Annotated in this window: 20 protein-coding genes; 13 read left to right on the top strand and 7 right to left on the bottom strand. The window is 37.2% G+C overall.

Translation table 11 applies throughout. From position 1 onward, the window contains the following. The first annotated feature begins 1,295 nt into the window (after positions 1 to 1,295). The 3 genes from galU to B1NLA3E_RS20850 all read left to right on the top strand — a co-directional run bounded on the left by galU (position 1,296) and on the right by B1NLA3E_RS20850 (position 6,160). Positions 1,296 to 2,120, top strand: a complete 825-nt coding sequence (gene galU, locus B1NLA3E_RS20840) for a UTP--glucose-1-phosphate uridylyltransferase GalU (RefSeq protein WP_015595799.1) — start codon at positions 1,296 to 1,298, stop codon at positions 2,118 to 2,120. Positions 2,121 to 2,405: 285 nt separating this feature from the next. Next, on the top strand, positions 2,406 to 4,694 hold the full coding sequence (locus tag B1NLA3E_RS20845) for an O-antigen ligase family protein (RefSeq protein ID WP_015595800.1): 2,289 nt from the start codon (positions 2,406 to 2,408) through the stop codon (positions 4,692 to 4,694). 110 nt (positions 4,695 to 4,804) lie between these two features. Then, the gene (locus B1NLA3E_RS20850) at positions 4,805 to 6,160 is read left to right on the top strand and encodes an LPXTG cell wall anchor domain-containing protein (RefSeq protein ID WP_015595801.1); all 1,356 of its coding nucleotides are present in this window, start codon (positions 4,805 to 4,807) and stop codon (positions 6,158 to 6,160) included. A gap of 210 nt (positions 6,161 to 6,370) precedes the next feature. On the opposite strand, the gene B1NLA3E_RS20855 is transcribed toward B1NLA3E_RS20850, so the two are convergent. After that, positions 6,371 to 7,552, bottom strand: coding sequence for a galactokinase (locus B1NLA3E_RS20855; protein ID WP_015595802.1), 1,182 nt, complete (start codon positions 7,550 to 7,552; stop codon positions 6,371 to 6,373). A 289-nt stretch (positions 7,553 to 7,841) separates the two neighbouring features. Here B1NLA3E_RS20855 and B1NLA3E_RS20860 point away from each other — a divergent pair, with 289 nt between their 5' ends. Next, positions 7,842 to 8,105, top strand: coding sequence for an autorepressor SdpR family transcription factor (locus tag B1NLA3E_RS20860; protein ID WP_041580756.1), 264 nt, complete (start codon positions 7,842 to 7,844; stop codon positions 8,103 to 8,105). A gap of 20 nt (positions 8,106 to 8,125) precedes the next feature. Beyond that, positions 8,126 to 8,758 carry an SdpI family protein gene (locus B1NLA3E_RS20865; RefSeq protein WP_015595804.1) on the top strand — a complete coding sequence of 211 codons (633 nt, stop codon included), beginning with the start codon at positions 8,126 to 8,128 and terminating at the stop codon, positions 8,756 to 8,758. 49 nt (positions 8,759 to 8,807) lie between these two features. Here B1NLA3E_RS20865 and B1NLA3E_RS23410 read toward each other — a convergent pair whose 3' ends face one another. Continuing rightward, positions 8,808 to 9,254 carry a hypothetical protein gene (locus B1NLA3E_RS23410; protein ID WP_015595805.1) on the bottom strand — a complete coding sequence of 149 codons (447 nt, stop codon included), beginning with the start codon at positions 9,252 to 9,254 and terminating at the stop codon, positions 8,808 to 8,810. A 310-nt stretch (positions 9,255 to 9,564) separates the two neighbouring features. Here B1NLA3E_RS23410 and tagU point away from each other — a divergent pair, with 310 nt between their 5' ends. Then, a complete protein-coding gene (tagU, locus tag B1NLA3E_RS20875) occupies positions 9,565 to 10,503 on the top strand; it encodes a polyisoprenyl-teichoic acid--peptidoglycan teichoic acid transferase TagU (protein WP_015595806.1) in 939 nt (312 codons plus the stop codon). Between the two features lie 705 nt (positions 10,504 to 11,208). On the opposite strand, the gene B1NLA3E_RS20880 is transcribed toward tagU, so the two are convergent. From B1NLA3E_RS20880 to B1NLA3E_RS20895, 4 genes are all read right to left on the bottom strand, one after another. Further along, a complete protein-coding gene (locus B1NLA3E_RS20880; protein ID WP_015595807.1) occupies positions 11,209 to 12,471 on the bottom strand; it encodes a PTS ascorbate transporter subunit IIC in 1,263 nt (420 codons plus the stop codon). A gap of 306 nt (positions 12,472 to 12,777) precedes the next feature. Next, positions 12,778 to 13,047, bottom strand: a complete 270-nt coding sequence (locus tag B1NLA3E_RS20885) for a PTS sugar transporter subunit IIB (RefSeq protein WP_015595808.1) — start codon at positions 13,045 to 13,047, stop codon at positions 12,778 to 12,780. Positions 13,048 to 13,060: 13 nt separating this feature from the next. Further along, a complete protein-coding gene (locus tag B1NLA3E_RS20890) occupies positions 13,061 to 15,178 on the bottom strand; it encodes a BglG family transcription antiterminator (RefSeq protein ID WP_015595809.1) in 2,118 nt (705 codons plus the stop codon). Between the two features lie 340 nt (positions 15,179 to 15,518). After that, positions 15,519 to 17,186 (bottom strand): CoA-disulfide reductase, encoded by a 1,668-nt coding sequence (locus B1NLA3E_RS20895; protein WP_187292202.1) that lies wholly within the window; start codon positions 17,184 to 17,186, stop codon positions 15,519 to 15,521. A 423-nt stretch (positions 17,187 to 17,609) separates the two neighbouring features. Here B1NLA3E_RS20895 and B1NLA3E_RS20900 point away from each other — a divergent pair, with 423 nt between their 5' ends. From B1NLA3E_RS20900 to B1NLA3E_RS20930, 7 genes are all read left to right on the top strand, one after another. Continuing rightward, positions 17,610 to 17,870, top strand: coding sequence for a metal-sensitive transcriptional regulator (locus B1NLA3E_RS20900; protein WP_015595811.1), 261 nt, complete (start codon positions 17,610 to 17,612; stop codon positions 17,868 to 17,870). A 77-nt stretch (positions 17,871 to 17,947) separates the two neighbouring features. Next, entirely contained in the window at positions 17,948 to 18,307 is a 360-nt protein-coding gene (locus B1NLA3E_RS20905; RefSeq protein ID WP_015595812.1) for a rhodanese-like domain-containing protein, read from the top strand. Positions 18,308 to 18,321: 14 nt separating this feature from the next. After that, positions 18,322 to 18,621, top strand: a complete 300-nt coding sequence (locus B1NLA3E_RS20910) for a rhodanese-like domain-containing protein (protein ID WP_015595813.1) — start codon at positions 18,322 to 18,324, stop codon at positions 18,619 to 18,621. A gap of 34 nt (positions 18,622 to 18,655) precedes the next feature. Further along, positions 18,656 to 19,045, top strand: a complete 390-nt coding sequence (locus B1NLA3E_RS20915; protein ID WP_041580757.1) for a rhodanese-like domain-containing protein — start codon at positions 18,656 to 18,658, stop codon at positions 19,043 to 19,045. Positions 19,046 to 19,224: 179 nt separating this feature from the next. Then, the gene (locus B1NLA3E_RS20920; protein ID WP_015595815.1) at positions 19,225 to 20,013 is read left to right on the top strand and encodes an SGNH/GDSL hydrolase family protein; all 789 of its coding nucleotides are present in this window, start codon (positions 19,225 to 19,227) and stop codon (positions 20,011 to 20,013) included. 493 nt (positions 20,014 to 20,506) lie between these two features. Next, positions 20,507 to 20,995, top strand: a complete 489-nt coding sequence (locus B1NLA3E_RS20925; RefSeq protein WP_015595816.1) for a sigma-70 family RNA polymerase sigma factor — start codon at positions 20,507 to 20,509, stop codon at positions 20,993 to 20,995. A 133-nt stretch (positions 20,996 to 21,128) separates the two neighbouring features. Continuing rightward, positions 21,129 to 22,952: a diguanylate cyclase gene (locus tag B1NLA3E_RS20930; protein ID WP_015595817.1), complete on the top strand. Its 1,824-nt coding sequence runs from the start codon at positions 21,129 to 21,131 to the stop codon at positions 22,950 to 22,952. A 196-nt stretch (positions 22,953 to 23,148) separates the two neighbouring features. Here the strand turns inward: B1NLA3E_RS20930 and gloA2 are convergent, their stop codons facing one another. Continuing rightward, complete coding sequence (gene gloA2, locus B1NLA3E_RS20935; protein ID WP_015595818.1) at positions 23,149 to 23,535, bottom strand: SMU1112c/YaeR family gloxylase I-like metalloprotein; 387 nt, start codon at positions 23,533 to 23,535, stop codon at positions 23,149 to 23,151. Positions 23,536 to 23,587 lie beyond the last annotated feature (52 nt).

Genomic DNA, 23,587 nt, shown 5'->3' on the forward strand with positions numbered 1-23,587 from the left:
CTTAAAGATGATTAAATTCATCCAAAAATAAAAGTCGCAAGGATAATAGCTACAATTCACCTAAACTTTTGATTTTCAATTCTCTTATATAAAAATATATTAATATCTAAACTTACTGAATAATGGACCCAACCTGAGATATTATATCATATGAAATCTTTTTTAGTAATAGGAAAATTACTGGGCTGAATAATATCGATTGTAGAATCAGAATGTAAATGTTCAAATCCTTATATATTATAAATTAAATTACAAATAAAAAAATGAAATAAGATAATTTATACATTTATGTTACATATTAGAGTTCCTGGCTCATCGCCTGTTATGAACGATGGAGACATGTCACAACAGACTTCACTTAAGTTTTCTGGATTATTTTTCCTTCTCCTGAAGGAATCCTGAAAAGGACTTTAGCACTAGAGAGCCTTTACCTTCTGTCGCAAACATCACCGTTTTGGTGTCATTAAGACAAATAAGGTTACGTATTCATGGCCGCTTCTGCTAGATGTTTCATCAATGGACCTTATTGAGGTCATGGAAAAATCCATTTGGTTCATCAATTTGGTCCATCGCTCGATCAACATAGTAATTCACACACTCCATAACGGAGTGTAGTTTTCGCATTCTTTCCAGGCTACGGCGGATACTGGCATTTCTTTCATGAGTTCCATGACCTCCGCTCGAAAAACCAGGTAAAGCCCGATGATTTGCGTGACCAATCTACGATGACTGTTCTAATTTTGTCACATAGGTCGCACTTTATCCTCAAATGTCTTGCTTGAAGATAGGTAGTATATTGCCAAAGGTTAAATGCCGTAATGCGTTCAAGAAAGTGAAGCACCACGTTTGAAGTCCAAATATACTTCTAGAATTTGATCCTTTTAATTCAATTCGTAGCCAATCACATACCATGGATCTACAATTTTTATGGCCTTTTGAAATGCACTTAATTCTTGATTGAATTCTTCCATTTGAAGCTACCTCGAAAAATTATTTGGAATATTATTTATCCAGTAAGGGCAACTCTATAAGTCTTTAAACAACCACTATTTAGAGAAGTACCATAATTTTATTGGTCATAGACAACTTAGCTAGATTGAAGCCATATCTTGGGTAACTACTTCTTCAGTTTCCGTTCTACCGCCTACTCAATAAAAAATTGGTTTCATTTACCAATCCCCACAAATTATACCCTTTACCAATTAAATAGGTAAATGTTACTATTAATTAAATTATATTGTGAAACAGTATGCTTGTATTTCTAGCAAACTTATATTTTCCAGGAGGAGCCTATAATGAAAAAAGTCAGAAAGGCCATTATACCTGCTGCTGGTTTGGGCACAAGATTTTTGCCAACTACAAAAGCAATGCCAAAAGAAATGCTTCCAATCGTTGATAAGCCCACTATTCAATATATTGTTGAGGAAGCAATGGCTTCAGGTATAGAGGATATAATTATCGTAACAGGAAAAGGGAAACGGGCGATTGAAGACCATTTTGATATTGCTCCTGAACTTGAACGAAATTTACTTGAAAAGGGTAAACTTGATATTCTTGAAGAGGTTAGATATTCGTCAAACCTTGCAGACATTCACTATATTCGTCAAAAAGAGCCTAAAGGATTAGGTCATGCGATTTGGTGTGCTAGGAATTTTATCGGAGATGAACCTTTTGCTGTTTTGTTGGGAGACGATATTGTTCAAAGCAAGACTCCTTGCTTACGACAATTGATTAATGAGTTTGACAGCACCCAATCTTCTATTATTGGCGTACAACATGTGCCAGAAAAAGAAACAAATCGTTATGGAATTATAGATCCTATCTCTCAAGAAGGACGCCGTTATCAAGTTCGCAACTTTGTTGAAAAACCTAGTTTAGAGGAAGCTCCTTCAAACCTGGCGATAATGGGTAGATACATATTGACCCCAGAAATTTTTACGTTTTTGGAACAGCAAAAAACAGGTGCTGGTGGAGAAATCCAATTAACTGATGCTATTCAAGAATTAAACCAAATTAAAAGAGTCTTTGCCTATGATTTTGAAGGAAAAAGATACGATGTCGGGGAGAAAATAGGCTATATTAAAACAACAATTGACTTTGCTCTTCAGCACGAAAACTAACGCCAAGATGTAATCAAATATATCAAAGAAACTATTTCTTCGCTTGAAGAAAATAATTAAAGTAAAATGATTAGTTCTTATTAAAAGGAGGGATACCACATTAGTTTTGGTATGCCTCCTTTTAGTGACGTAACTATTTGTCACTTCTCATACGAGATTAATATCTCTAAATAATCCGCTTAGACCCATGTCTAGGCGGATTTTCCACTTTTCCTCAAATGGTTAATTTTCTAAATAATATAAATATTTTGCCGTTTCGACTGAAATTTGTAGTAAAATGGGCTAGTGCGTTTTAAGAAATGGGAGGACTTTGCGGTGCGCTGGTTTCTATTTATACTATTGAGTGCAATATTTATAATATCACCCTATAAAAAGGGGCTCTATTTCATATCAGATCAATACAGTCTTTTTGTTTTAATTGCTGTGTTATCCATGTTACTTCTATCCTTTCTAGTTATTAGAAAAGAGCTAAACTCCTTAAAAGTTCTATCTATTTTATTATTGCTACCACTTTCCTATTTATTGTCTCTTCCCTTTGCAGTAAGTCCTCAAGGAGCCTACGATAATGTAATTAAATGGGGCATGTACTGTGCATTTTTTCTATTACTCTATTGGTCTTCTTTTGATCAAAAAAATAAAAAAACCATGCCTGTAGTTTTTCAGTTTACAGGTATTTCAATTTCTCTTTTAATGTTACTTGTCTATTACAACTTTTTTAGTTTTCCTAATTACATGGTTGATGGGCGCTTTGCAGGTGTTTTTCTGCATCCTAACACCTTTGGGATGGTAATGACATTATATTTCCTATTCTCTATTTCTCTTCTTACAAAGAAGTCAATTTCTTTAAAAATATTATTTTTTTACGCAACGCCCATCGTTCCTTTTTTCGTATGTATGGTTCAATCCAACTTTACCGGAATGTTGCCCTTTTTCTCTATTTCTTGGTTAATAGGACTTATTCTATTGCCCTTTAAAAAACAAGTAGAATACCTTCTATATTCTATAATTAGTGTTGCCTGTTCAATTTTTGCCATTAAGTCCATGACCTCAGAAACTGGTTTATTAATAATTCTTTTAATGTCATTACTGTCCACATTCCTAATAGTCTTGATAAAGAAAGTTAAACGTCAAAAAGAACTTAATAATGAAAATATCTACTTATACTCTGAAAAAATCGGATTATATCTAATCCTGACAGTTTTTATCACCAGCCTTTGTTTCCTTACTTTACTTGATTTGAAAAACGAAGGACTCGGATTTAAGACTTTGCCTTCAAAGTTACAAGATACCATTCAAGGATTAAGCATAAATGCAGTGACTGAAGAACATTTCATTTCCTTAAAGGATGTCCTCAATATGAGTAAGGACTCTCCTATAATCGGTTTTGGGGGTGAAGGATGGGCAACAGCATATAAAAGCTATCAACAATCACCCTACCAATCAAATGAAATTTATAATGGATATTTAGAATGGATCATTGATACAGGATGGATAGGATTTAGCTTTTTTTCCATTGTGTTTGCTATCTTGTTCTATCTAACTTTAAAAACTTACATAAAAAAACAGGACTCTTCTCTTGTTGCAGGAAGCATTACTGCCCTATTTACTATTTTCATTCATAGTTTTATTGACTTTGACTTTTCCTACGGAACGATTTGGTTTTTAGTGTTCTGGTTATTTGCCATGGCTATCGATATTAAACATGACCCTTCTATTAAAAGAAGTAATGTAAATACTATGATTGGGAAAAGAATGGTTCCCATCATCGTTAGTATCTTATCTATCCTATTAATAATTAGTTCGGTTTTATCCTTAAGGTTTTTGATTGCAGCCACTTACTTTGAAAAATCAAAAAAAAACCAATCTATTACAATGCAAAAAGAGTTATTGCAAAAGGCTGTTTCTAATCATCCCTCCAATATAAACTACCTAACCAAATTAAGTAATATTTATTTACAACTAGCAAAAGATGACAAAACAAAAAACTATAAAATCGAACTAAATGAGTTAATCACTCGAATGGTTACTTTAGAGCCTGAAAATTCAAGTGTATTGTATAATGCAGCTGTTATTGCAAAGTCGATCGGAGAAAATCAAAAAGCAATTCTAATAATAGATGAAGCACTAAAAAAAGATCATTACAATACAAAGCTATATGAAAAAGGAATGCAAATAAAATTGCAATTTGCGTTAGTCGAAAACAGTAATGTAAAAAGGAAGTATGCAAATCTGGTTTTGGATGATTACCAAGAAATTATGTATTGGAACCGCATGGTCGATAACAATCAATTTTCAGGAGCAAATAACAATAGAAATTTTCTATTAACAAAAAATGTAAACTATTACGCAAGCCTTTCTTACTATTTATTAAAGGACTATAAAAAGGTCATTAATATATATTCCCAAAATAAAAAATTATTTAATAACGATAAACGAATGATTGCTCTGACAATTTTGGCATTGGAAAAAGAGGGGGAATTCAATCAATCTTCAAAACTGTACCTTATAGAAAACGATTCTACTGAAACTAAACATTTCGTCAAAATATTAAAGAAAAAGCTCGACAATCTGTAGACATTTGTCAGAAAAGTTCGTATACTCTTAATGTATTTGTAAGAAATATTACAAAATTGGAAAAAAGGAGGTTGTTATTTATTAATTAATACTGGAGAGGAGATAGTTTCATGAAGAGAAGGTTATCTTTTTTAAGTTTAGTGACGATTATTTTATTAATGCTAATTCCTTTAACATTAAGTACGAAGGCAGAGGAAGAAGTGACAAAAAATGACAACCCCACTGATGTAGTTTCCAATGAAATACTTGATGATGTTCCAAGTGATAGCACCAATGATGCTGTTAATGATGGATCTGTCCCTACCATTGGAGATGACTCTGCCACTGAAACTATCGAAACGGACAACACTTCCGTTACCACTGAGGAACAAACTATCGATGCAGCTCAGGATGGTGGCACGGATTCGAGCCCTGCTACTGTAAATAACACTGAAATTGAGGCTAAAGACGAAACTATTTCAGCCTCTAAGACCAGCACTGTAATGGATAATAATGGTGATGACATCGATACCTCAGAGAACACAACAGCCACTGATGTAGTCCCCAATGTTGACAACACTGACTCTACAAACACTGCTACAGAGGAAGATTCTGCAGAGGGCGATACCATCACTGATGAAGCATATCTTGTTGAGAATCAAATTTCCGATGAATACCAAAAAGAAGATGGTTCTCTAGAGTTAGACTATTCAGATGCTAAAAATCAATCTTGGTTTGATGTGTATCTAGATACAACTTTACTGGGAGGCTTATTAGAAGCAAATCCCGACCAAGTTTTGCAGATTAATAAAGGTGACGTAAGTGTAACATTACCTTTAGCCATCTTACCTACAGATCAAAATTTTTCTTTTGGATTATTTAGAGATCCTAAGACTGAAGGGTATTTAAGTCCCCTTTATGATTTTTATATAATTCAAGATGATGAATTATTAATTAGTGAATTTGAATCACCAGTGACACTAAAATTTGTGATTGATCCTTCATTGGTTAAAGACTGGAAGAACCTCCGAGTAGTTTTCATTGACGATGAAGGTACAAACAAAGAGTTTATTACGCCAATAAAATACGATAAAACTACTGGAGAGGTTTGGGCAAATGTAAACCATTTTAGTCCTTACGCTGTGGTAGAAGCAAGTTCTTCAAACAACAGCTCCATTGATAGCGGATCGAGTGACAACGGTTCTTCCAACAATGGATCAACAAACAACAGTACAATTAACACTGGTACTATCAATACTGGTTCGAATGTAACTGGAACTGGCACTACTAACACAAGCACTGCAACTGCAACTACAGCTATTGCTACCAAAACTAGTTCTACAAGTGCTTCTAAGAATTCTACAACCTCCTCAATCGAATTACCAAATACAGCTACTAACAGCTTCAACATCTTACTCGCTGGGCTAGCTTTAATTGCTATCGGAGGAACAGTTATGTTTATTAAGAGGAGAAGAGTAGTAAAATAATTATTATTTACAGCAAAACCATCTTCATTTTGCATTTTGAAGATGGTTTTGTGTTTTTCTATCTATATAATAGTAACTATTTAAACAGACCTCGGTTGTTCCAAACTTTTCTTGTGTGATTTCCTCGGTAACACCTCGTGTAATTTGGATTTTAAAAAGAAAACGAGGAACCCATTAACTGGAATCCCCGTGGAAATATTTCAGATTAGATCACCGGACTGCACCAACATTCAGTTCCTTCACACCATCACCAATTGATGCTACATAGAAGGTGGCGTCATAACCAATTTTTGTTTGATAAATTTCGGCCACCTGTTCGATAAACTGGGCAATCTCGCTTTGTTCGACAATGGCGACTGCACAGCCTCCGAAGCCTGCTCCAGTCATTCTTGCTCCAAGCACACCCGGTTGCTTCCAAGCGGCCTCAACCAATGTATCGAGTTCAATACCAGTTACTTCATAATCATCCCTTAATGAAAGATGGGATTCATTCATCAGTTTGCCAAAAGCCTCTAGATTTCCGTGCTTTAGCTCTTTTACAGCCTTTAAGGTTCGCTCATTTTCAGTGACAGCATGTCTTGCGCGCCTTCTTAATACATCCGTTGCAATTATGTGTTTAAAGTTATCAAATTGGGCAATGTTCAAGTCACCGAGGGACAGAATGTTAATGAACCCCTGGAGCTGGCGCAATGCATGTTCGCACTCATCTCTACGCTCGTTATACTTTGAGTCCGCTAGCTCGCGGCGTTTATTTGTATTCATAATGATAATTTTATAATGACGCAGATCAAGTGGTACATAATCATAGTTTAAGGTATGGCAATCTAACAGAATCGCATGATTCGTTTTTCCCATTGCTACTGCAAAATGGTCCATAATCCCGCTGTTGACACCAATAAATTCGTTTTCGACTGTTTTACCAGCCTTAATGAGATCGATTCTGTCGATATGAAAATTGTACAGTTTATTAACGACCTCTCCAGTTAACATCAGCAGAGATGCCGACGAGGAAAGACCTGCTCCATTTGGAATATTTCCTGATACGAGCAAATCAAATCCTTCTGTAAGATGATGACCTTTTTTTTGCAAAAATTGCAGCATCCCTTTCGGATAATTTGCCCATCCATGGTCGCGATTATAGTCAAGTTCATCGAGGGTGAATTCAATCATGCCTTGCTCGGGGAAGTTTTTCGAAAACAGCCGAACTAATCGATCCTTTCTTTTACTTACAGCACCGTAAGTTCCATATGTGATGGCACAAGGAAAAACATGACCGCCATTGTAATCTGTATGTTCTCCAATTAAGTTTACTCTGCCTGGCGAAAAGAAATAACGATTAGCTTCCCGTGAAAAAGATACTTGAAAGTCAGAAGCAAAGGCGTGAAAGTCCACGTGAACCACTCCTCATAAAAGAGATTGTTATTACAGTGAAAAACCTTTCCATTTACTAGCGTATTCAATGTTGGGCAACTCGTCAATGAATTATTACTGAATTGTTTAAAATTATGGGATTGTTTCTAAAATACGAGTTTTTTCAAGACAATTCTTAACTTCCCCCTTAACAAATTTATCGAATTAAGGACAGTTTTAGCTAGAAATTTATTGTTGAATTTTTTATCTTTTAGACTTATTATTTAGGTAAATAACTAAATACTTAAATTAATGAGAGGAGTTTTTTGTGGTGAATAATGCGTTTAAGGCATTATCTGATCCTACTAGAAGACAAATTCTCGATTTGCTAAAGGATGGCGATCTTAGCGCAGGAGATATTTCTAACCATTTCCAAATGTCAAAACCAAGTATTTCCCAGCATTTAAAAATTTTAAAACAAGCTGAGTTAATTCAAGACGAAAAAAAAGGACAGTTTATCATTTACTCTTTGAACACCACAGTATTCCAAGATTTATTGAGCTGGGCATTGAGTTTTACGCAAGGAACACACTAGGAAGCTAGGAGGAATAATAAATGAAGAAACACGTTTTTCCAATTTTTATGATTGGGCTTACCATTTTAGCTTGGGTGATTGCCTTTCCTAAGCTTCCGCAAGAAGTGCCTATTCATTGGAGTTTTACGGGGGAAGCTAATGGATACTCGTCCAAGTTGGGCGCCATGTTTACCCAAATCGGAATCATGACCTTATTGTATGTTTCAGTTGCGTTTCTTCCGAAGATTGACCCGAGGAAAGCAAACTATTCCTTATTTTCGAAAGGGTACCAAATCATTTATAACTCGTTGCTTACCATTTTCTTTGTGTTAAATGTCATTACAATTTTGATTGGACTTGGTTATGATATACCCATGGCCACAATGAGCACGCTAATCATTGGAGCGATCTTTATTATTATGGGGAATTTCATGCAACAGGTACGGTCAAACTTTTTTATTGGGATACGTACTCCATGGACGTTAAGCAATGATGAGGTTTGGAAAAAGACGCATCGTTTTGGTGGTAAGATCTTCTTTGGTGGCGGTGTTATCATGATATTTGCTACCTTTTTACCAAGTGTTTTGAAGGAAACTGTGCTAATTATCGTAATCGTCGTTACCGTTGCCGCACCTTATGCTTATTCTTATTGGCAATTCAAAAAGGGAGTATAAATAATAGGGGAAGAACATCTAAATTGGATGCTCTTTCCCCTTAATTTTGCTATATTTGCTTGCCTTTCTTTTTCGCATTTTCATCTAACATTGAACCGATGACGATCCCCAATAACATCCCAATCGAAATTGAATAGGTGTAGGTGAACATAAACGCAACCCCGAAAATTAGCCCTAATGACAGCCATTGCGGCATGTATGTGCCTTCTTCAACCAAGCCATGGTCCTTTTTTAAGTGTTTTAATATTTCATTAAAAATAGAACGGAATTCTTTTATGTTTGCTGAACTATCCTGCTCTAACATGGAAATCATTTGTTCAATATTTTGTTTATAATTTTCACATTGATCGCAACTTTGAAGTGAAAATTCTTCAATTCTAGAAATCATTTTGATTAACAGACTTACTCTAAACCTTCTAACTTTCCTTTTATCTAGTTTAATATTCAGGTCGTTGACTTTTCGAATTGTCACATTATACCATTCTGATTTCTTCAATATACTCACTCCAGACAACTAGTCTTATTTTTATTAAAATAAAAGACTTAAGCCCATGAATGACAACGAAAAGATGAATTAGTCAGTTAACTTATCTTAAATCGTATTGCCTCATTTCAGGTAATTCACTTACCATTCAATTAAAGAAGAAAGAATGAGGTTAATTTATCACCTTAATTCTAGCATAAATTTTCCAGTTGGAATAATTAGAGTGAAAGGACTTTTTGATTGGAAAATTTTTGTACCAAAATTGGATAATTTTTGATATTGTAATACTTATTATACTAATTGTAAAACTTTGGAGGATAACATGTCTGCAGGAAAAAGTAGAAAACCAAAATGGGTCCGGGTGCTTGGGATTGTTTCCCTATTACTATTACTCGGAATCAGTATTTATGGATTTATGTTCTACCATTCACTATCAAGTGCTCTAAAGGATATTCATGATCCTTTTGATCGGAAATCAGACAAGCGTACGGAGGAAGTTACCTTAGCGAAAAAAGAGCCTTTCTCGATATTAATGCTTGGAGTAGATGAACGAAAAGGAGACAAAGGTCGGTCCGATACGATGATTGTCCTTACCGTCAATCCTAATCAAAATTCCATGAAAATGTTGAGTATCCCTCGTGACACTCGTACTGATATTATCGGTCATGGGACGGTCGATAAAATTAATCATGCTTACGCTTTTGGGGGACCGGAAATGTCAATGGATACGGTAGAAAACTTCCTTGATATTCCAATTGATTATTACATGAAAATTAACATGGAGGGATTTAAGGAAATTGTTAATGCTGTAGGTGGGATTACCGTTAACAATGACCTGGAATTTTCACAAGATGGGACTCATTTTCCAACGGGGACAATTACCTTAAACGGAACCGAAGCTCTCAGTTATTCAAGAATGCGCCATGAAGATCCAAACGGTGATTTTGGACGCCAGCACCGGCAACGGATGATTATCCAAGGTGTTATTCGCCAAGGAGCAAGTTTAAATTCGATCACAAACTATGGTTCCATTTTTGAGGCATTGGGTAATAATATTAAAACTAACTTGACGTTCGGCGAAATGGTTGATATTCAAAAGAACTATAAGAATGCTAGCCAGAATATCGAGCAGGTCACAATCTCTGGCAAAGGGACGATGATTGACGGGATTTATTATTTGGTTGTTCCAGATGAAGAGAAACAAAGAGTGCAGGATGTAATGAAGACGAACTTGGAATTGACTGGAAAAGAGAGTAAGTAGTTGGAATGAGCGACCGGGTTTAGTGCGAACCTGGTCCTTTTTTGTGGTAAAGGGTCGGAGCGTCGCTAAATGATAAATTTTTTTATAGTTAATGCGATTAACTATCTTACTTCCATAACCGGTTTGGGAGTTAAAACTCATACTAGTTTTTAATGGAATTTTTGGTGGTGGTCCTCTGGAGAAATAGGGTGGATTTTGTCGAATTCTCGATATGTGGTAGGGAATTTTCGATATATTTGTATTTTTTTGATATATCCCTAAAAAATTTCGATATATTCGTTTTTTCCTTGATATACTGATATTTTTCTATTTTTAAGGAGCAGTTCTTATTAAAACTAACCCCATTTTTAAGAATTTCCCTTTATAAATCGTATCTAGTGCGAAGTGCAACGAAAACAAAAGATAATTTATTCAAAATTATAATCCCATAGTAGCCTCCACTCCCCTTTTTCCTTCGTAACGTAGCAAGGATGCTCGATTTTGAATGTGCCGAACATGCTGTGAAAGGTTTGATAGACAGTATCCTCATGAACTATGTATATTTTCTGGCAAGGCAATTATGTAGTTCTTTTAATAGACCCTAAAAAAAGCCTTAAAGCTGCACACACGGCAGCCTTAAGGCTTTTTAAGATCTAAACACCAATATTTGTGACAGAAGCTCATCCCACTAGCTCAAAAAATAAGTAGAGAAAAAACCCAAAACTCTTAATTAAACAAATCAACCAAGTACCCTAATAAAATACCGACTATACCGAAATCGGAATCTCCAAATGTTGTCCCTTCGAACCCAAGGGAGCCAAGGACCGGAAGCAATAAAGCAGGAAGGAATGAGATTAAAAGACCGTTTGCAAATGAACCAAACATCGCACCGCGACGACCACCTGTTGCATTACCAAATACCCCTGCTGCTGCACCTGTGAAGAAATGCGGGATTAACCCGGGGACAATTACTTTTAATCCAAACACTGGAAGAAGGAACATTGAAATAAGTCCTGCGATAAAACTAAACAAAAATCCGATAATAACGGCATTTGGTGCAAAAGGGAAAACTGCTGGACAATCAAGCGCAGGTTTTGCATCTTTTACAATTTTGTCTGCAATACCTTTGAAGGCTGGAACAATTTCAGCAATGAGCATCCGAACCCCAGCTAAAACAACATACACACCTGCAGCAAATGTTATTGCCTGCATGATCGAGAATACTAGGAAGTTTACCCCACCACTTAATTCTGCTTCAACATAGCTTTTTCCAGCAATCGGAGCGACGACAAAGAAAAGAATTGCCATCGTTAAGGACATCGCTACAGATGTATCTCGTAAGAAACCAAGGGATTTTGGAACTTTGATATCTTCAGTTGACTTTGACTTATCACCAATGCGTTTCCCAATAAATGCAGAGGTAAAATAACCAATTGAACCAAAGTGTCCTACAGCAATACTATCATTTCCTGTTATTTCTCTTACATAAGGTTGTAAAATTGCTGGCATTAATACCATTAGTGTACCAAGGATAATCGAACCGATAATGATAAGCGGAATACCTGTTACTCCCCCTGTTGCAAATACTGCTGAAATTAAGCACGCCATAAATAATGTATGATGACCAGTTAAGAAAATATATTTAAAAGGTGTAAAACGAGCAATTACGATATTTACTACCATACCAAACAGCATGATCATCGCTGTTTCTTTTCCGAAAGATTGTTGTGCAATGGCGACAATGGCTTCATTATTTGGGATAACCCCTTGAATATGGAATGCCTTTTCAAACATCTTTCCAAATATATCAAGTGAACCAATTAATATCCCTGCTCCACCACCTAGGATAACGAAACCCATGATCGTTTTTAATGTACCCGATATGATATCTGCTGCACCCTTCTTTTGTAGGGCAAGACCTAGTAAAGCAAATAAGCCGACTAAGATAGCGGGTGTTCCTAATATATCCTTCATGATAAAATCAAACATTTTGACCTCTCCTCACTAGTGGTTATATATCTTGAATCTCTATCTATTTATCTTTATACTAATCTTGTCTTATTCTTTGGCAGGCGAACTTGTTTCGTCTGCTTTTTTTATGGCTCAGTTAAACTAGCATGTTGATTTCCGTTCCAGGCACTCGCTTTCCGCGGGGCGGGCGGTGAGCCTCCTCGGCTAAAGCGCCTGCGGGATCTCACCTGTCCCACTGCTCCCGCAGGAGTCTCGCGCCTTCCACTCCAATCAACATTGAGCTTTAACACAGCCTTTTTTATTGAAAAGCAAATTTCTATATTACTACAGCAAATGGGCTTCAAGGACACTCTTCAGTTCATTTAAATCAAGAATATTTGTTAAACCAATAATTGTTCTTGTACCATCATCCAACTGAGAAATAAGATCCTTTGAGCCAAGATAAATATCCGCTTTTTCTGATTTCCCCGTTGTTAAATCTGTATGAGAAACTTCTGCCTCAATACCTAATTGGCCTAATACTGTTTTTACGTTCATTTCCACAATAAAGCTGCTTCCTAGACCATTTCCACAAACAACTAGAATTTTTTTCATGCTAATTTCCTCCTTAGTATGTTGAATATTTCTCGATAATTACTAATACCTCAGCTGCTGTTTCTGCTGATAAAAGTTTTTCAACGTTGCTTTGATCCGACAGCATACTTGATAGCTGTGATAATGCTTTTAAATGAGTTTCACTGTCAATTGCGGAGAGTACAAATATTAGATTAACTTGATGTTCTGGCTTTTCTGAAAAAGCACAACCCTGCTTTAGCTGCAAAAAACTCATCCCTAGTTTTTTCACGCCTGCTTCAGGGCGAGCGTGAGGTAGTGCTATTTTCGGTGCAATTACAATATACGGCCCCATTGTATTCACACTATCAATCATGGCATCAATATAATCAGTTGTAATACAATGATCGAATAACAATGGTTGGGATGCCTTTGTTATTGCCTCTTCCCAGCTTTGTGCTTCCGAGATAAATTGGATTTTATCCTCTGTTAATAGTTCTTTTAGCATTGGTTTTCGGTGCACCTCCCTGTCTACAACTCTTTGCGATTGAAAGTAGTTCTTTAACTCCTGGTATAATCCCTGTTCATTCTTTATGTCTGTGTGTTTTTTTATAATAGTCAATAACGATTCAATATTATCTGACTTAGTTATTTCGGAGGTTGTGTGGATCAGCTTCAACAAAGACGCTTTTTCAGCGTTATTTAAGATTGGGTTTACGACAAAAACCGGAACATTTTTTTGTTCAATTGGGGTTGTAGAAATAACAAAATCCAATCCAGTTAGACTTGTTTTTTCATACTCACGGACGGTTACTGCCCTTACAACATCAACGGTAGGCACCAAATCTTCAATTTGTTTTTGCAAAATGCGCGAAGTCCCAATACCGCTTGCACAAACAACGATCGCCTTTTTTCTAGACTCAACTTTTACCCCTTCTTGAGCAATCCAACCACCAAAATGCATGGCAATATAGGCAACTTCATCATTGGAAATCAATTTGCCAAGCACATGTTCAAAGTGATGAATAACTTTTTTTGTCAGGACAAAAATATCATGATAATTCTGTTCTACCGATTCTGTTAAGGGATTAGCTAGCTCAATCCCGTATTTTATCCGAAAATAGGCAGGCTTTAAATGAACAAATAGGTTTCTCTCTAAATCAGCCCGATTTTGAAAAAACAAACAAGCAAACTTTTGAAAATCATCGACCATTAGCGAAATAATATGCTTTAAGTGGGCTAGGTCTTGGTTCTCGATATCAATAGGCCTGTAATCACTGATTTTCGACCCAAGTAAATATGTTGTCATGTAGTATACTTCGTCCTCAGGCACCTGAATCGAGAAAATATTTTCAATCTTTTTACTAATAAAACGTGCAGCCTGATACTCACCCGTTTCTTTAATGACCTCTTTTTCAACAGGGTCAATTAATACATGCTTGCCCTGGGTAAATCGCTTGATTAACAAAAATAGGTGGATACTTAAGGTCTGGATAACATCATCGGTATAACTTACTCCTACTACCGACTCCGATTCATTCAAGATTTCAGAAATCGTATCTAGATCAGAACGAGTAAACAAGCGCGTTGCTAGTTGCGGATCTTGGTGATTGATTGTCATCTGAAGTTCTGATAATAACTCATCCCAACCACGATTTGTTAATACCTGAGATAAATAGAAGGCCAACACTTTCCGCTTATCCTGCTCCTCCCCCAAAACCTCATACCCGGAAGCCTTCTGGAATTGCAGTTTCACCTGAAAATGCTCCAACTGTGCTTTTAACTCCTTGATATCATTCAAAAGTGTACTACGACTAACATTCAGCTTTTCAAGTAAATCCTGTAAGAAAATAGATGATTCCCTTGTCAAAATAAAAATTGCAGTCCAGGCAATCCGCTCTTTCCGAGAAAATTCATAATGATGTTTATCAAATTGTGATAACTTTTCCTTAATTAGTGGTCTTGAGCGATCACTTAGATAAAAACCGGCAGAACGAACATAGCATAAGGACTCCAACTTGAGACTTTGTAGCCAGTAATTAATTTTTTCGACATCATAATAAACTGTCCGTTTGGAAATGTTCAACTCCTCCATAAGTTCATCCGGAGAAACGTATGAAGTTGCATGAACCACTTTGTTCAGAATCGCGATACATCGTTGATCTAACGTCATTTAGGGGGCTCCCTTCCATTCATGCAAGCGTATGCAATTGATCGCTTGCAAAAACGAAGTGACTTATCTTTGCAAAGATTAGACTGATAGATTTCAGAAAATCTTATCTACAAGGTTATTATACTATTGTTTATTGCAAATTTAAGTCCGAATATTGTAGATGGTTTTTTGCAAAAAATGAACTGAAGTAATTTTTGTTACTTCAATTAAGTAGTTACCTATCTATTTTATAGGGTTAATTTCTAATCATTAAGTATATTCTCATGATTCTGGAATCCCCCAAACCACTGCTTTTTTAGCACAATAATAGACCCAGCAATATCGCCGGGTCCACTATGAATTATTTATCTTCTACCTTGTCCTTTGGCAATACTGCTGAATAGGTCTTCCAGCCACCATCGAGATTTTTAACCTTGAAGCCGTACGCCATCAGGATTCTTGCTGCTAAATATCCTCTAAGACCAACTTGACAAGAAACGTAAATGGTTTGGTCTTTTGGTAGCTCATCCAAACGGTCGCGGAGCTGGTCGAGCGGTATATTAGCAGAACCGCTGATATATCCGTTCTCCCGTTCGCCTGGTTCACGAACGTCGATTAATAGACCGCCTGCGCCAATAATTTCATCAATTTCATACCATTGCACGGTTTCAATGCCATCGTCGATGATATTAGCAGCCACATAGCCCGCCATATTGACTGGATCTTTTGCTGAGGAAAACGGTGGTGCATAAGCTAGTTCAATTTCTGTTAGATCGTGAACGGTTAAATTACCTTTGATTGCTGTCGAAATTACATCAATTCGTTTGTCTGCACCGTTTGCACCAACTGCTTGCGCTCCATAAATTTTCCCACTGTTGCGGTCAAAGATCAGTTTGAGGGCAATCGGGCTTGCACCAGGATAGTAACCCGCGTGTGAAGCTGGATGTGTGTGAACCACTTCATAATCGATGCCCAGTCTTTTTAAGGTTTTTTCATTATTACCAGTTGCGGCAACAGCCAGGTCAAATACTTTGGCGATGGCTGTCCCCAAGGTTCCAGGATATTTTTCGCTTCTGCCACAAATGTTGTTGGCGACGATGCGACCTTGACGATTGGCTGGTCCAGCAAGTGGGATCATCGCTGGTTTTCCATTTATATAATCTACTACTTCGATGGCGTCACCGATAGCATAAATATTTTCATCGTTCGTTTGCAGGTATTCGTTTACTTTAATACCTCCGCGCTCTCCTACTTCCAAGCCGGCATCAATCACCAATTGGTTTTCAGGTCTTACCCCAATGGCTAATATAATCATTTCTGTTTCAATTCTTTTTCCACTTGATAAAAGTAAAGCCTTACCGCCGTTCTCAATTGATTGAACGCCATCTTTGAGGATCAGTTCGACACCTTTATCTTGAAGGTGTTGATGAACAATGGCTGCCATTTCATAGTCGATCGGCGCCATTACTTGGTTGGCCATCTCGACAATCGTTACTTTTACGCCTCTTTCCACTAGGTTTTCGGCCATTTCTAATCCGATGAACCCACCGCCAACAACAACCGCATGGCTTGGTTTTTCGTGATCAACACGGTACTTAATTTCATCTGTATCAGGAATATTTCGTAGTGTGAAGACATTACCTGCTTCTGACAAGCCTGGGAAGTTTGGAACGATTGGTCTTGCACCAGGTGATAAAAGTAAAACATCATAGCTTTCCTCATAAGTTTCGCCTGTCATAACATGTTTTGCGGTAACGGTTTTTTTGTCACGGTTGATGGTAACCACTTCGGTTAAATTGCGAATGTCCAACTTAAATCTGCGGCTCATCCCTTCAACTGTTTGAACCAACAGTTTTTCCCGTTTTGAAATAACTTCACCGATATAATAAGGAAGTCCACAGTTGGCAAAAGAGATATATTCTCCGCGCTCAAATAAAATGATTTCTGCTTCTTCATCCAATCTCCGTAATCTTGCGGCAGCCGTAGCACCACCGGCTACTCCACCAATAATTAATATTTTTTTACTCATCATCTATCACCCTCCGAAATCATTGTACACCATACCCCCTACCCTATCCAGAGAAAAGATTTTCCTTTCAAATTTTTTCTATCCTCACCTTTAAAATATTGCCTTATTTAGTAAAAAAATTTTCCGATTTCGCAAACAAATTGGTTTGACTTCATACCCTTTAGGGTATAATATAAATCTAGTTTAACTTGATAACTTCTTTATTTTTGGCTGTGTTAATGCTCATTGTTGATTTTTTGCACAATGTTGATTGGAGCGGAAGGCGCGGGACTCCTGCGGGAGCAGCGTGTCACGGGAGACCCCGGAGGCGCACAGCGCCGAGGAGGCTCCCGGACCGCCCGCGGAAAGCGAGCGCCTGGAGCGGAAATCAACATTCTAATTTAACACAGCCTTATTTTTATAAAAGAAAGGAGCACTGAAAAATTGGATTATAATGATCAAATAAAAAATAGAGTCAAACGAATTGAAGGACAGCTGCGAGGAATCCTGCGGATGATGGAAGAAGATAAGGATTGCAAGGAAGTCATTACGCAACTATCCGCTGCTAGAACGGCCATTGACCGCACAATTGGTGTTGTTGTAAGTACTAATCTCATTAAATGTGTCAAGGATGCTGAAACCAAAGGACAAAGTTCCGAGGAATTAGTGAAAGAGGCAGTTAATTTATTAGTTAAAAGTCGTTAATAAAAAAGGTTTTTCCTTTTTTATTTGCTAAACTATATACCTATAGGGGTAACTGTATAAAGAGGAGGAAATAATAAATGAGTTTAGCTAATATAGCCATTATCGGGGTCTTTGTGTTACTGCTAGTACTTAGGATGATCCCGACTAAAGGCGTGAAACAAATTACCACTTCGGATTTAAAAGGCTATTTATCGAATAACAATATCCAATTTATTGATGTTCGGACGCCTGGTGAATTTAAAACCAATCATATTCGGCAGTTTAAGAATATTCCGTTGCATCTATTGGCACAGAAAACGGCTGAGCTTTCGCATGATAAAGACATTATCGTCATCTGTCAAAGTGGGATGAGAAGCAATAAGGCTAGCAAGCTGTTAAAGAAAGCCGGTTTTAACAACATTATCAACGTAAAGGGTGGCATGAGCGCCTGGAATTAAGGGGAGGAAATTCGATGAAACAAATTAGCGTAAAAGAATTAGAGACACTTTTAAATAAGAAAAAGGCTTTGAATATTATTGATGTCCGTGAAGTAGCTGAGGTTGCAGGTGGGAAAATTCCTAGTGCAGTCAATATTCCACTAGGATTAATTGAATGTAAGATGAATGAACTGGATAAATCAAAAGAATATTATATTGTTTGCCTATCAGGTGGAAGAAGCAGCCAAGCAACGCGTTTCTTAGAATACCAAGGCTACAACGTGACCAATATGACCGGCGGCATGATGAGCTGGATGGGTGCTGTGGAATACTAGATTATTACTTTTAAATACAGGAGTGGACCAAGACATGGGAAAGAAAATCATTTTTGGATTTATTATTGTTTTCGTTGTCGGTTTTATTGGCTTTCAATTTATGAATAGCAGCACTACCGTCAGCAATATTTCAACTGCAGAACTGGCAGAGAAAATGAAGGCACCAAGTGAAAAAGTTGTATTTATTGATGTTCGCGAGCCAGACGAATTTGCTGCTGGGCATATTAGTGGTATGACGAATGTTCCGTTGAGCACTTTGAGCGAAGATACAATCGATTTTGGGAAAAATTCCGAAGTTGTGATCATTTGCCGAAGCGGTAATCGTAGCATGAAGGCTGCCGAGGCGTTGCAGGGCTTTGGATATAAAAAGCTGGTCAATGTTCAAGGCGGTATGAATGACTGGAATGGTGAAATCGTTCAATAATACTTTGTTAGGCGACTGTCCTTAGTAGACGGTCGCCTTTTTTTGTTAGATTTTGGTGTTATTATAAAGCAAGTTCATTAAATGTAATTGCCATTTTTTAGCGTGTTTGTCATAATTGTACTTAGAACTCATTATGCTGAAATATTACTACTAGATAATAAGACTTGGAGGTTAGCAGGATGAAAGCCTTTATTACCGTAATTTATGCACTTGCCTGTATTGCCTTTATCGGGATAAGCCATTACTACTGGACACAGAAAACAACAGCCGATCAAGCAGCAGGTCAAGGTCAAGTTCATGTTAATGAATCTGTTACCAAAGCGAGCACACAGCAAGATACCATTGATGAACTTCTTCCGCTAACAAAGAACTGGCCTGAACAAAGCGTGAAACGGTTTAAACAAGTAGTTAAAGAGAACAAGACTTTTAAAATAGTGATTGCTGGTTCCGCTGCATTAGGCGGAGCCGACGGTTGGGCGGAACTAACGAAAGCTAGACTGATAGACTCCTTTGGCAATGAGAACCTGTCCGTTACTATTAAAGAATATGATTTGACGTCTGAACAGTTTATTGCTGAGAAAAAGGATCGTGAATTAGCTTCCTTAAAGGCAGATATGGTGCTTTTTGAACCGTTTATTTTAAAGAATAACGGTGTAATTACAATTGAGAAAACTCTTGCAGATTTAGACACGATTATCGGTACTGTAAAAAAAACCTCGCCAGATATTGTCTTTCTTTTACAGCCATCTTACCCAGTCTATCAAGCAAAAATCTATCCGACACAGGTTAGTGAGTTAAAGAAATACGCTGAGGAAAAAGGGATCACCTACCTTAACCATTGGGGAGTTTGGCCAGACCCGAATACAGACGATATTAAAACTCTTTTATCCACTGACCAAGAGGGACCGAATGAACAGGGACATCAGCTTTGGAGCGATTTTGTTTGTGATTTTTTAATTAGTAATTAGGAAAAACAAAGGCTGATACTCAAATTAATGAGTGCCTGCCTTTTTATTTTGGTCCAAAATTCTACAACTACATGTGGAAATTCAGCAAATTTCCTAGGAAATTTTATATTTATTGTCGGGGCTTGCGTATTATTCCTATTAGCTAGGAGCAAAAGGGACTGTGCGCTTTTACTTGTATAAGGTTGCTCTTTCCTTCATTAAAAGCGTTATTTTTTGCCAGCCTCCGTTCGACACAAACGAACTCCTTCGGATACAAACATAGCTAGTGTATGGACACCATTTCGTCACCGCTTTTTGATTTTTCGAACAATGGACCCTTTTTGTAAAATAAAGCCTGTTTTAGTGTCCATTTTTGTCTTTTCGCTAGCCGAAAATCAGAAAATGCCCTAGGAAAAAATCAGGTTTCTTCGATTCGTCATAATTTTCCCGAAACGATATGGTTAGGTTACCCGGGAATACAATGGTGAGCGCGCTTCCCTGAAGGGATTTCTTCATGGAAGGTTTTGAAGAACTGGCAAAGCAGTATGAACCGATGATTTATAAAATCATGAAAACATTACACATTTATAAAGATAAGGACGAGTTTTTCCAGCTTGGTTTGGTCGGCTTATGGGAAGCTAAATTAAAGTTCGACCCTAACAAAGGTGAGTTTACCAACTATGCATTCACGTACATTAAAGGTTTATTTTTAACAGAGATGGCGAAAACAAATCGGCACGCGGAACGGATGGTGTTTCCAAAGGATGAGTTTTGGGAGGTTATTGAGGATACTGGTGCTAAGATGCCATTTGAAGCGAAGTTGTTGCTCTCTTATTGTGAGTCTTTATCAGTCGGGCAAACGAAATGGGTTTTTTACACTTGCGTGGATGGTTTGAGTGTTAGGGAGATTGCCGCAAAGGAAGGTGTTTCTGTTTCAGCGGTGAAAATGTGGCGGAATGGTGCCAAGCGAAAACTTCGCGGGAGCTTAGAGAATGTAGAATAATCAAGACTGCCCCAGACCCGTCAAAAATATCCACTTCCCCAAGGAAAGGTTTACCACTATAATAAAAGTACAATGGGAGAGGTCGTTTGACGGTTTCTCCCTCCTACTTTGAATAGATGCGAGTGATTGATAAATGCCAAGAAAAATGGAATCCGCTAGAATCTACTTAGCTACAGTGTCAATTATCGGAATAGTGGCATTCTTCATGATGCAACAATTCCATTTTAGCGATGCCTTCGGATCTACGATCTCATTTGTTCTTCTAGGGGCGATTATTATCCTAAGCCATTTTATGATTACCATCCCACCTTACGAAAAAAATATTTCGATGGATTCGGCCATTTATTTGGCTATTTTGTTTTTGTTCGGGCCAAGCCTAGCCTTAAATATTCTATTAATCAATGCGTTTTTTTACGGAATATGGAAAAAGAAGATTGCTTGGTGGAAGCATGTATTTAATTTTGCCATTTACTCGTTAATGATTATACTATCGTACAATATTTTTATTTTGTTTGGCGGGAAGGTTGGGGAAATCCAAACAAAGCACTTAATACCATATGTACTTTCATTAACTGGTTATTTTGCTGTGAATATACTCCTGACCATCCTTTATTTCTTATTATTAAAAAATGAAAGCAAAAAGGTAGTGTTACAGGGGTTTATCAAGGATATAACGTTTTTGGTTAGTTACTTTACTACTCTACTTTTGTCTTTTGTTCTAGGAATTTTAATCAACGATGAAGGGGTGTTCGGGTTATTTCTATTTGTTTGTGTTGTAATGTTGATATCGATTGTCAATAGACAGTACTTCCAAATTTTTCAAGAGGTAACCAAAAAGGCTCAAATAGACTACTTGACTGGATTATATAATCACGGCAGCTTTAAGGAGTTGCTTGAAAAAGAAGTCTCGTTAGCTAAAAAAACAGATTCCCCGTTAAGCTTAGCCCTGATTGATTTGGATGATTTTAAAAAATACAATGATTTATATGGTCATATTCAAGGAGATCAGTTACTAAAGATATTCGGGAAATTAATAGCTTCGTATACTTATCCGAAAAATTTCATTCCAGCACGGTATGGTGGCGAGGAGTTTGCCATCTTAATGCCTCAGACAAATAGTAGTGATGCCTATGCTTTTTTAAACTATTTTAGAAAAAAAGTAAATGATACATGTATTGAGGGTGTTGAAGTGCTACCTTACGGTTGTTTGTCATTTTCGGCGGGAATTGCGGAGTATGAAAAAGATATGTATAGCACTTCCGAGCTTATAAATAAAGCGGATCAGGCGATGTATTTGTCCAAAGCCCAAGGAAAGAATATGGTCCAAATTTATCAGGAAATTTTTGCAGAATCATCGTTTATTATTGAAGAAGAGCTGGAGAAAGCTGATCAAAAATTATCCTTGTTCCTCGCTAAGGATGTCCTTACGTATCGCCACAGTAAGCGGGTGTTCCAATATGCGGACGATTTTTCACAGAAGCTAAATTCCAGTGAACATGAGCGTCAAATTTTCAAGCTCGGAGCATTAGTGCATGACATCGGAAAGCTTGAAATTCCCAAGCATATTTTACTTAAAAAGGGGAACATCGATTCTCATGAATGGGAATTGGTTAAAAATCATGTTATTTTTGGGAAGGAATTCATTTCGACGAATAAGCAATGGAAGGATGTTCTGCCATTGGTCGAGCTTCACCATGAACGTTATGATGGGAAAGGTTATCCTTACGGGTTGAAAGGCGAAAATATTCCAAAGCTGGCCAGGATTTTGTGCATTATTGATTCATTTGATGCAATGACAACAGAGCGGCCTTACCAAAAAGCGAAATCCTTTCAAGAAGCTTTTGAAGAGTTACGTTCTTGCTCAGGCTCGCAGTTTGACCCTATGTATGTCGAGCCGTTTATTCAAATGATGAAGGAACAATACGATTTGGAGATGGCGATGGATTTTGTGATTTGATTGTGTGGGAAAGCAGTAGGTAGTAGGGAAGGGTTCCCTACTACCTACTGCTTTTTTTGTTGTATTGATGTTTTGTGCTTCCAGGTGATAATTTGTAAATCAATGGGAATGGTGAATGAAACACATTTTTTCAGTTTGAACCTCATTGTGATAAGGTTCAAACTATTTATTCGTTGGGCGTGGTTTTTTTGGAGGATTATTTTTCATAAAATTCTATTGGCAATCCGTCTGGATCAGCAAAGAAGGTGAATTTTTTATTTGTATATGGGTCAATTCTGATAGGCTCAGATGTTATATCTTGGCTCGTAAGTTGCTCGACCGCTCCCTCGATATCATCCACCTCAAATGCTAAGTGACGCAATCCAGCAGACTCTGGATAACTCGGACGTTTGGGCGGATTCGGAAATGAGAATAGTTCTATTTGGTAGAGGCCATTGACCTCTAGGTCCAATTTATACGAATTTCTTTCCTCGCGATAGATTTCTTGGACTGGAGTAAGCCCTAAAATACGTACATAGAAGTCCTTTGATTTTTCGTAGTCACTGCAAATAATTGCGATGTGATGGATTTTGTTTAGCTTCATTTCTTCATGACATCCTTTTTAGTGTACTTTTTTAATAAATTTACACCAGAAA

Source organism: Bacillus sp. 1NLA3E (genome assembly GCF_000242895.2).
Taxonomy (GTDB): Bacteria; Bacillota; Bacilli; order Bacillales; family Cytobacillaceae; genus Bacillus_BU.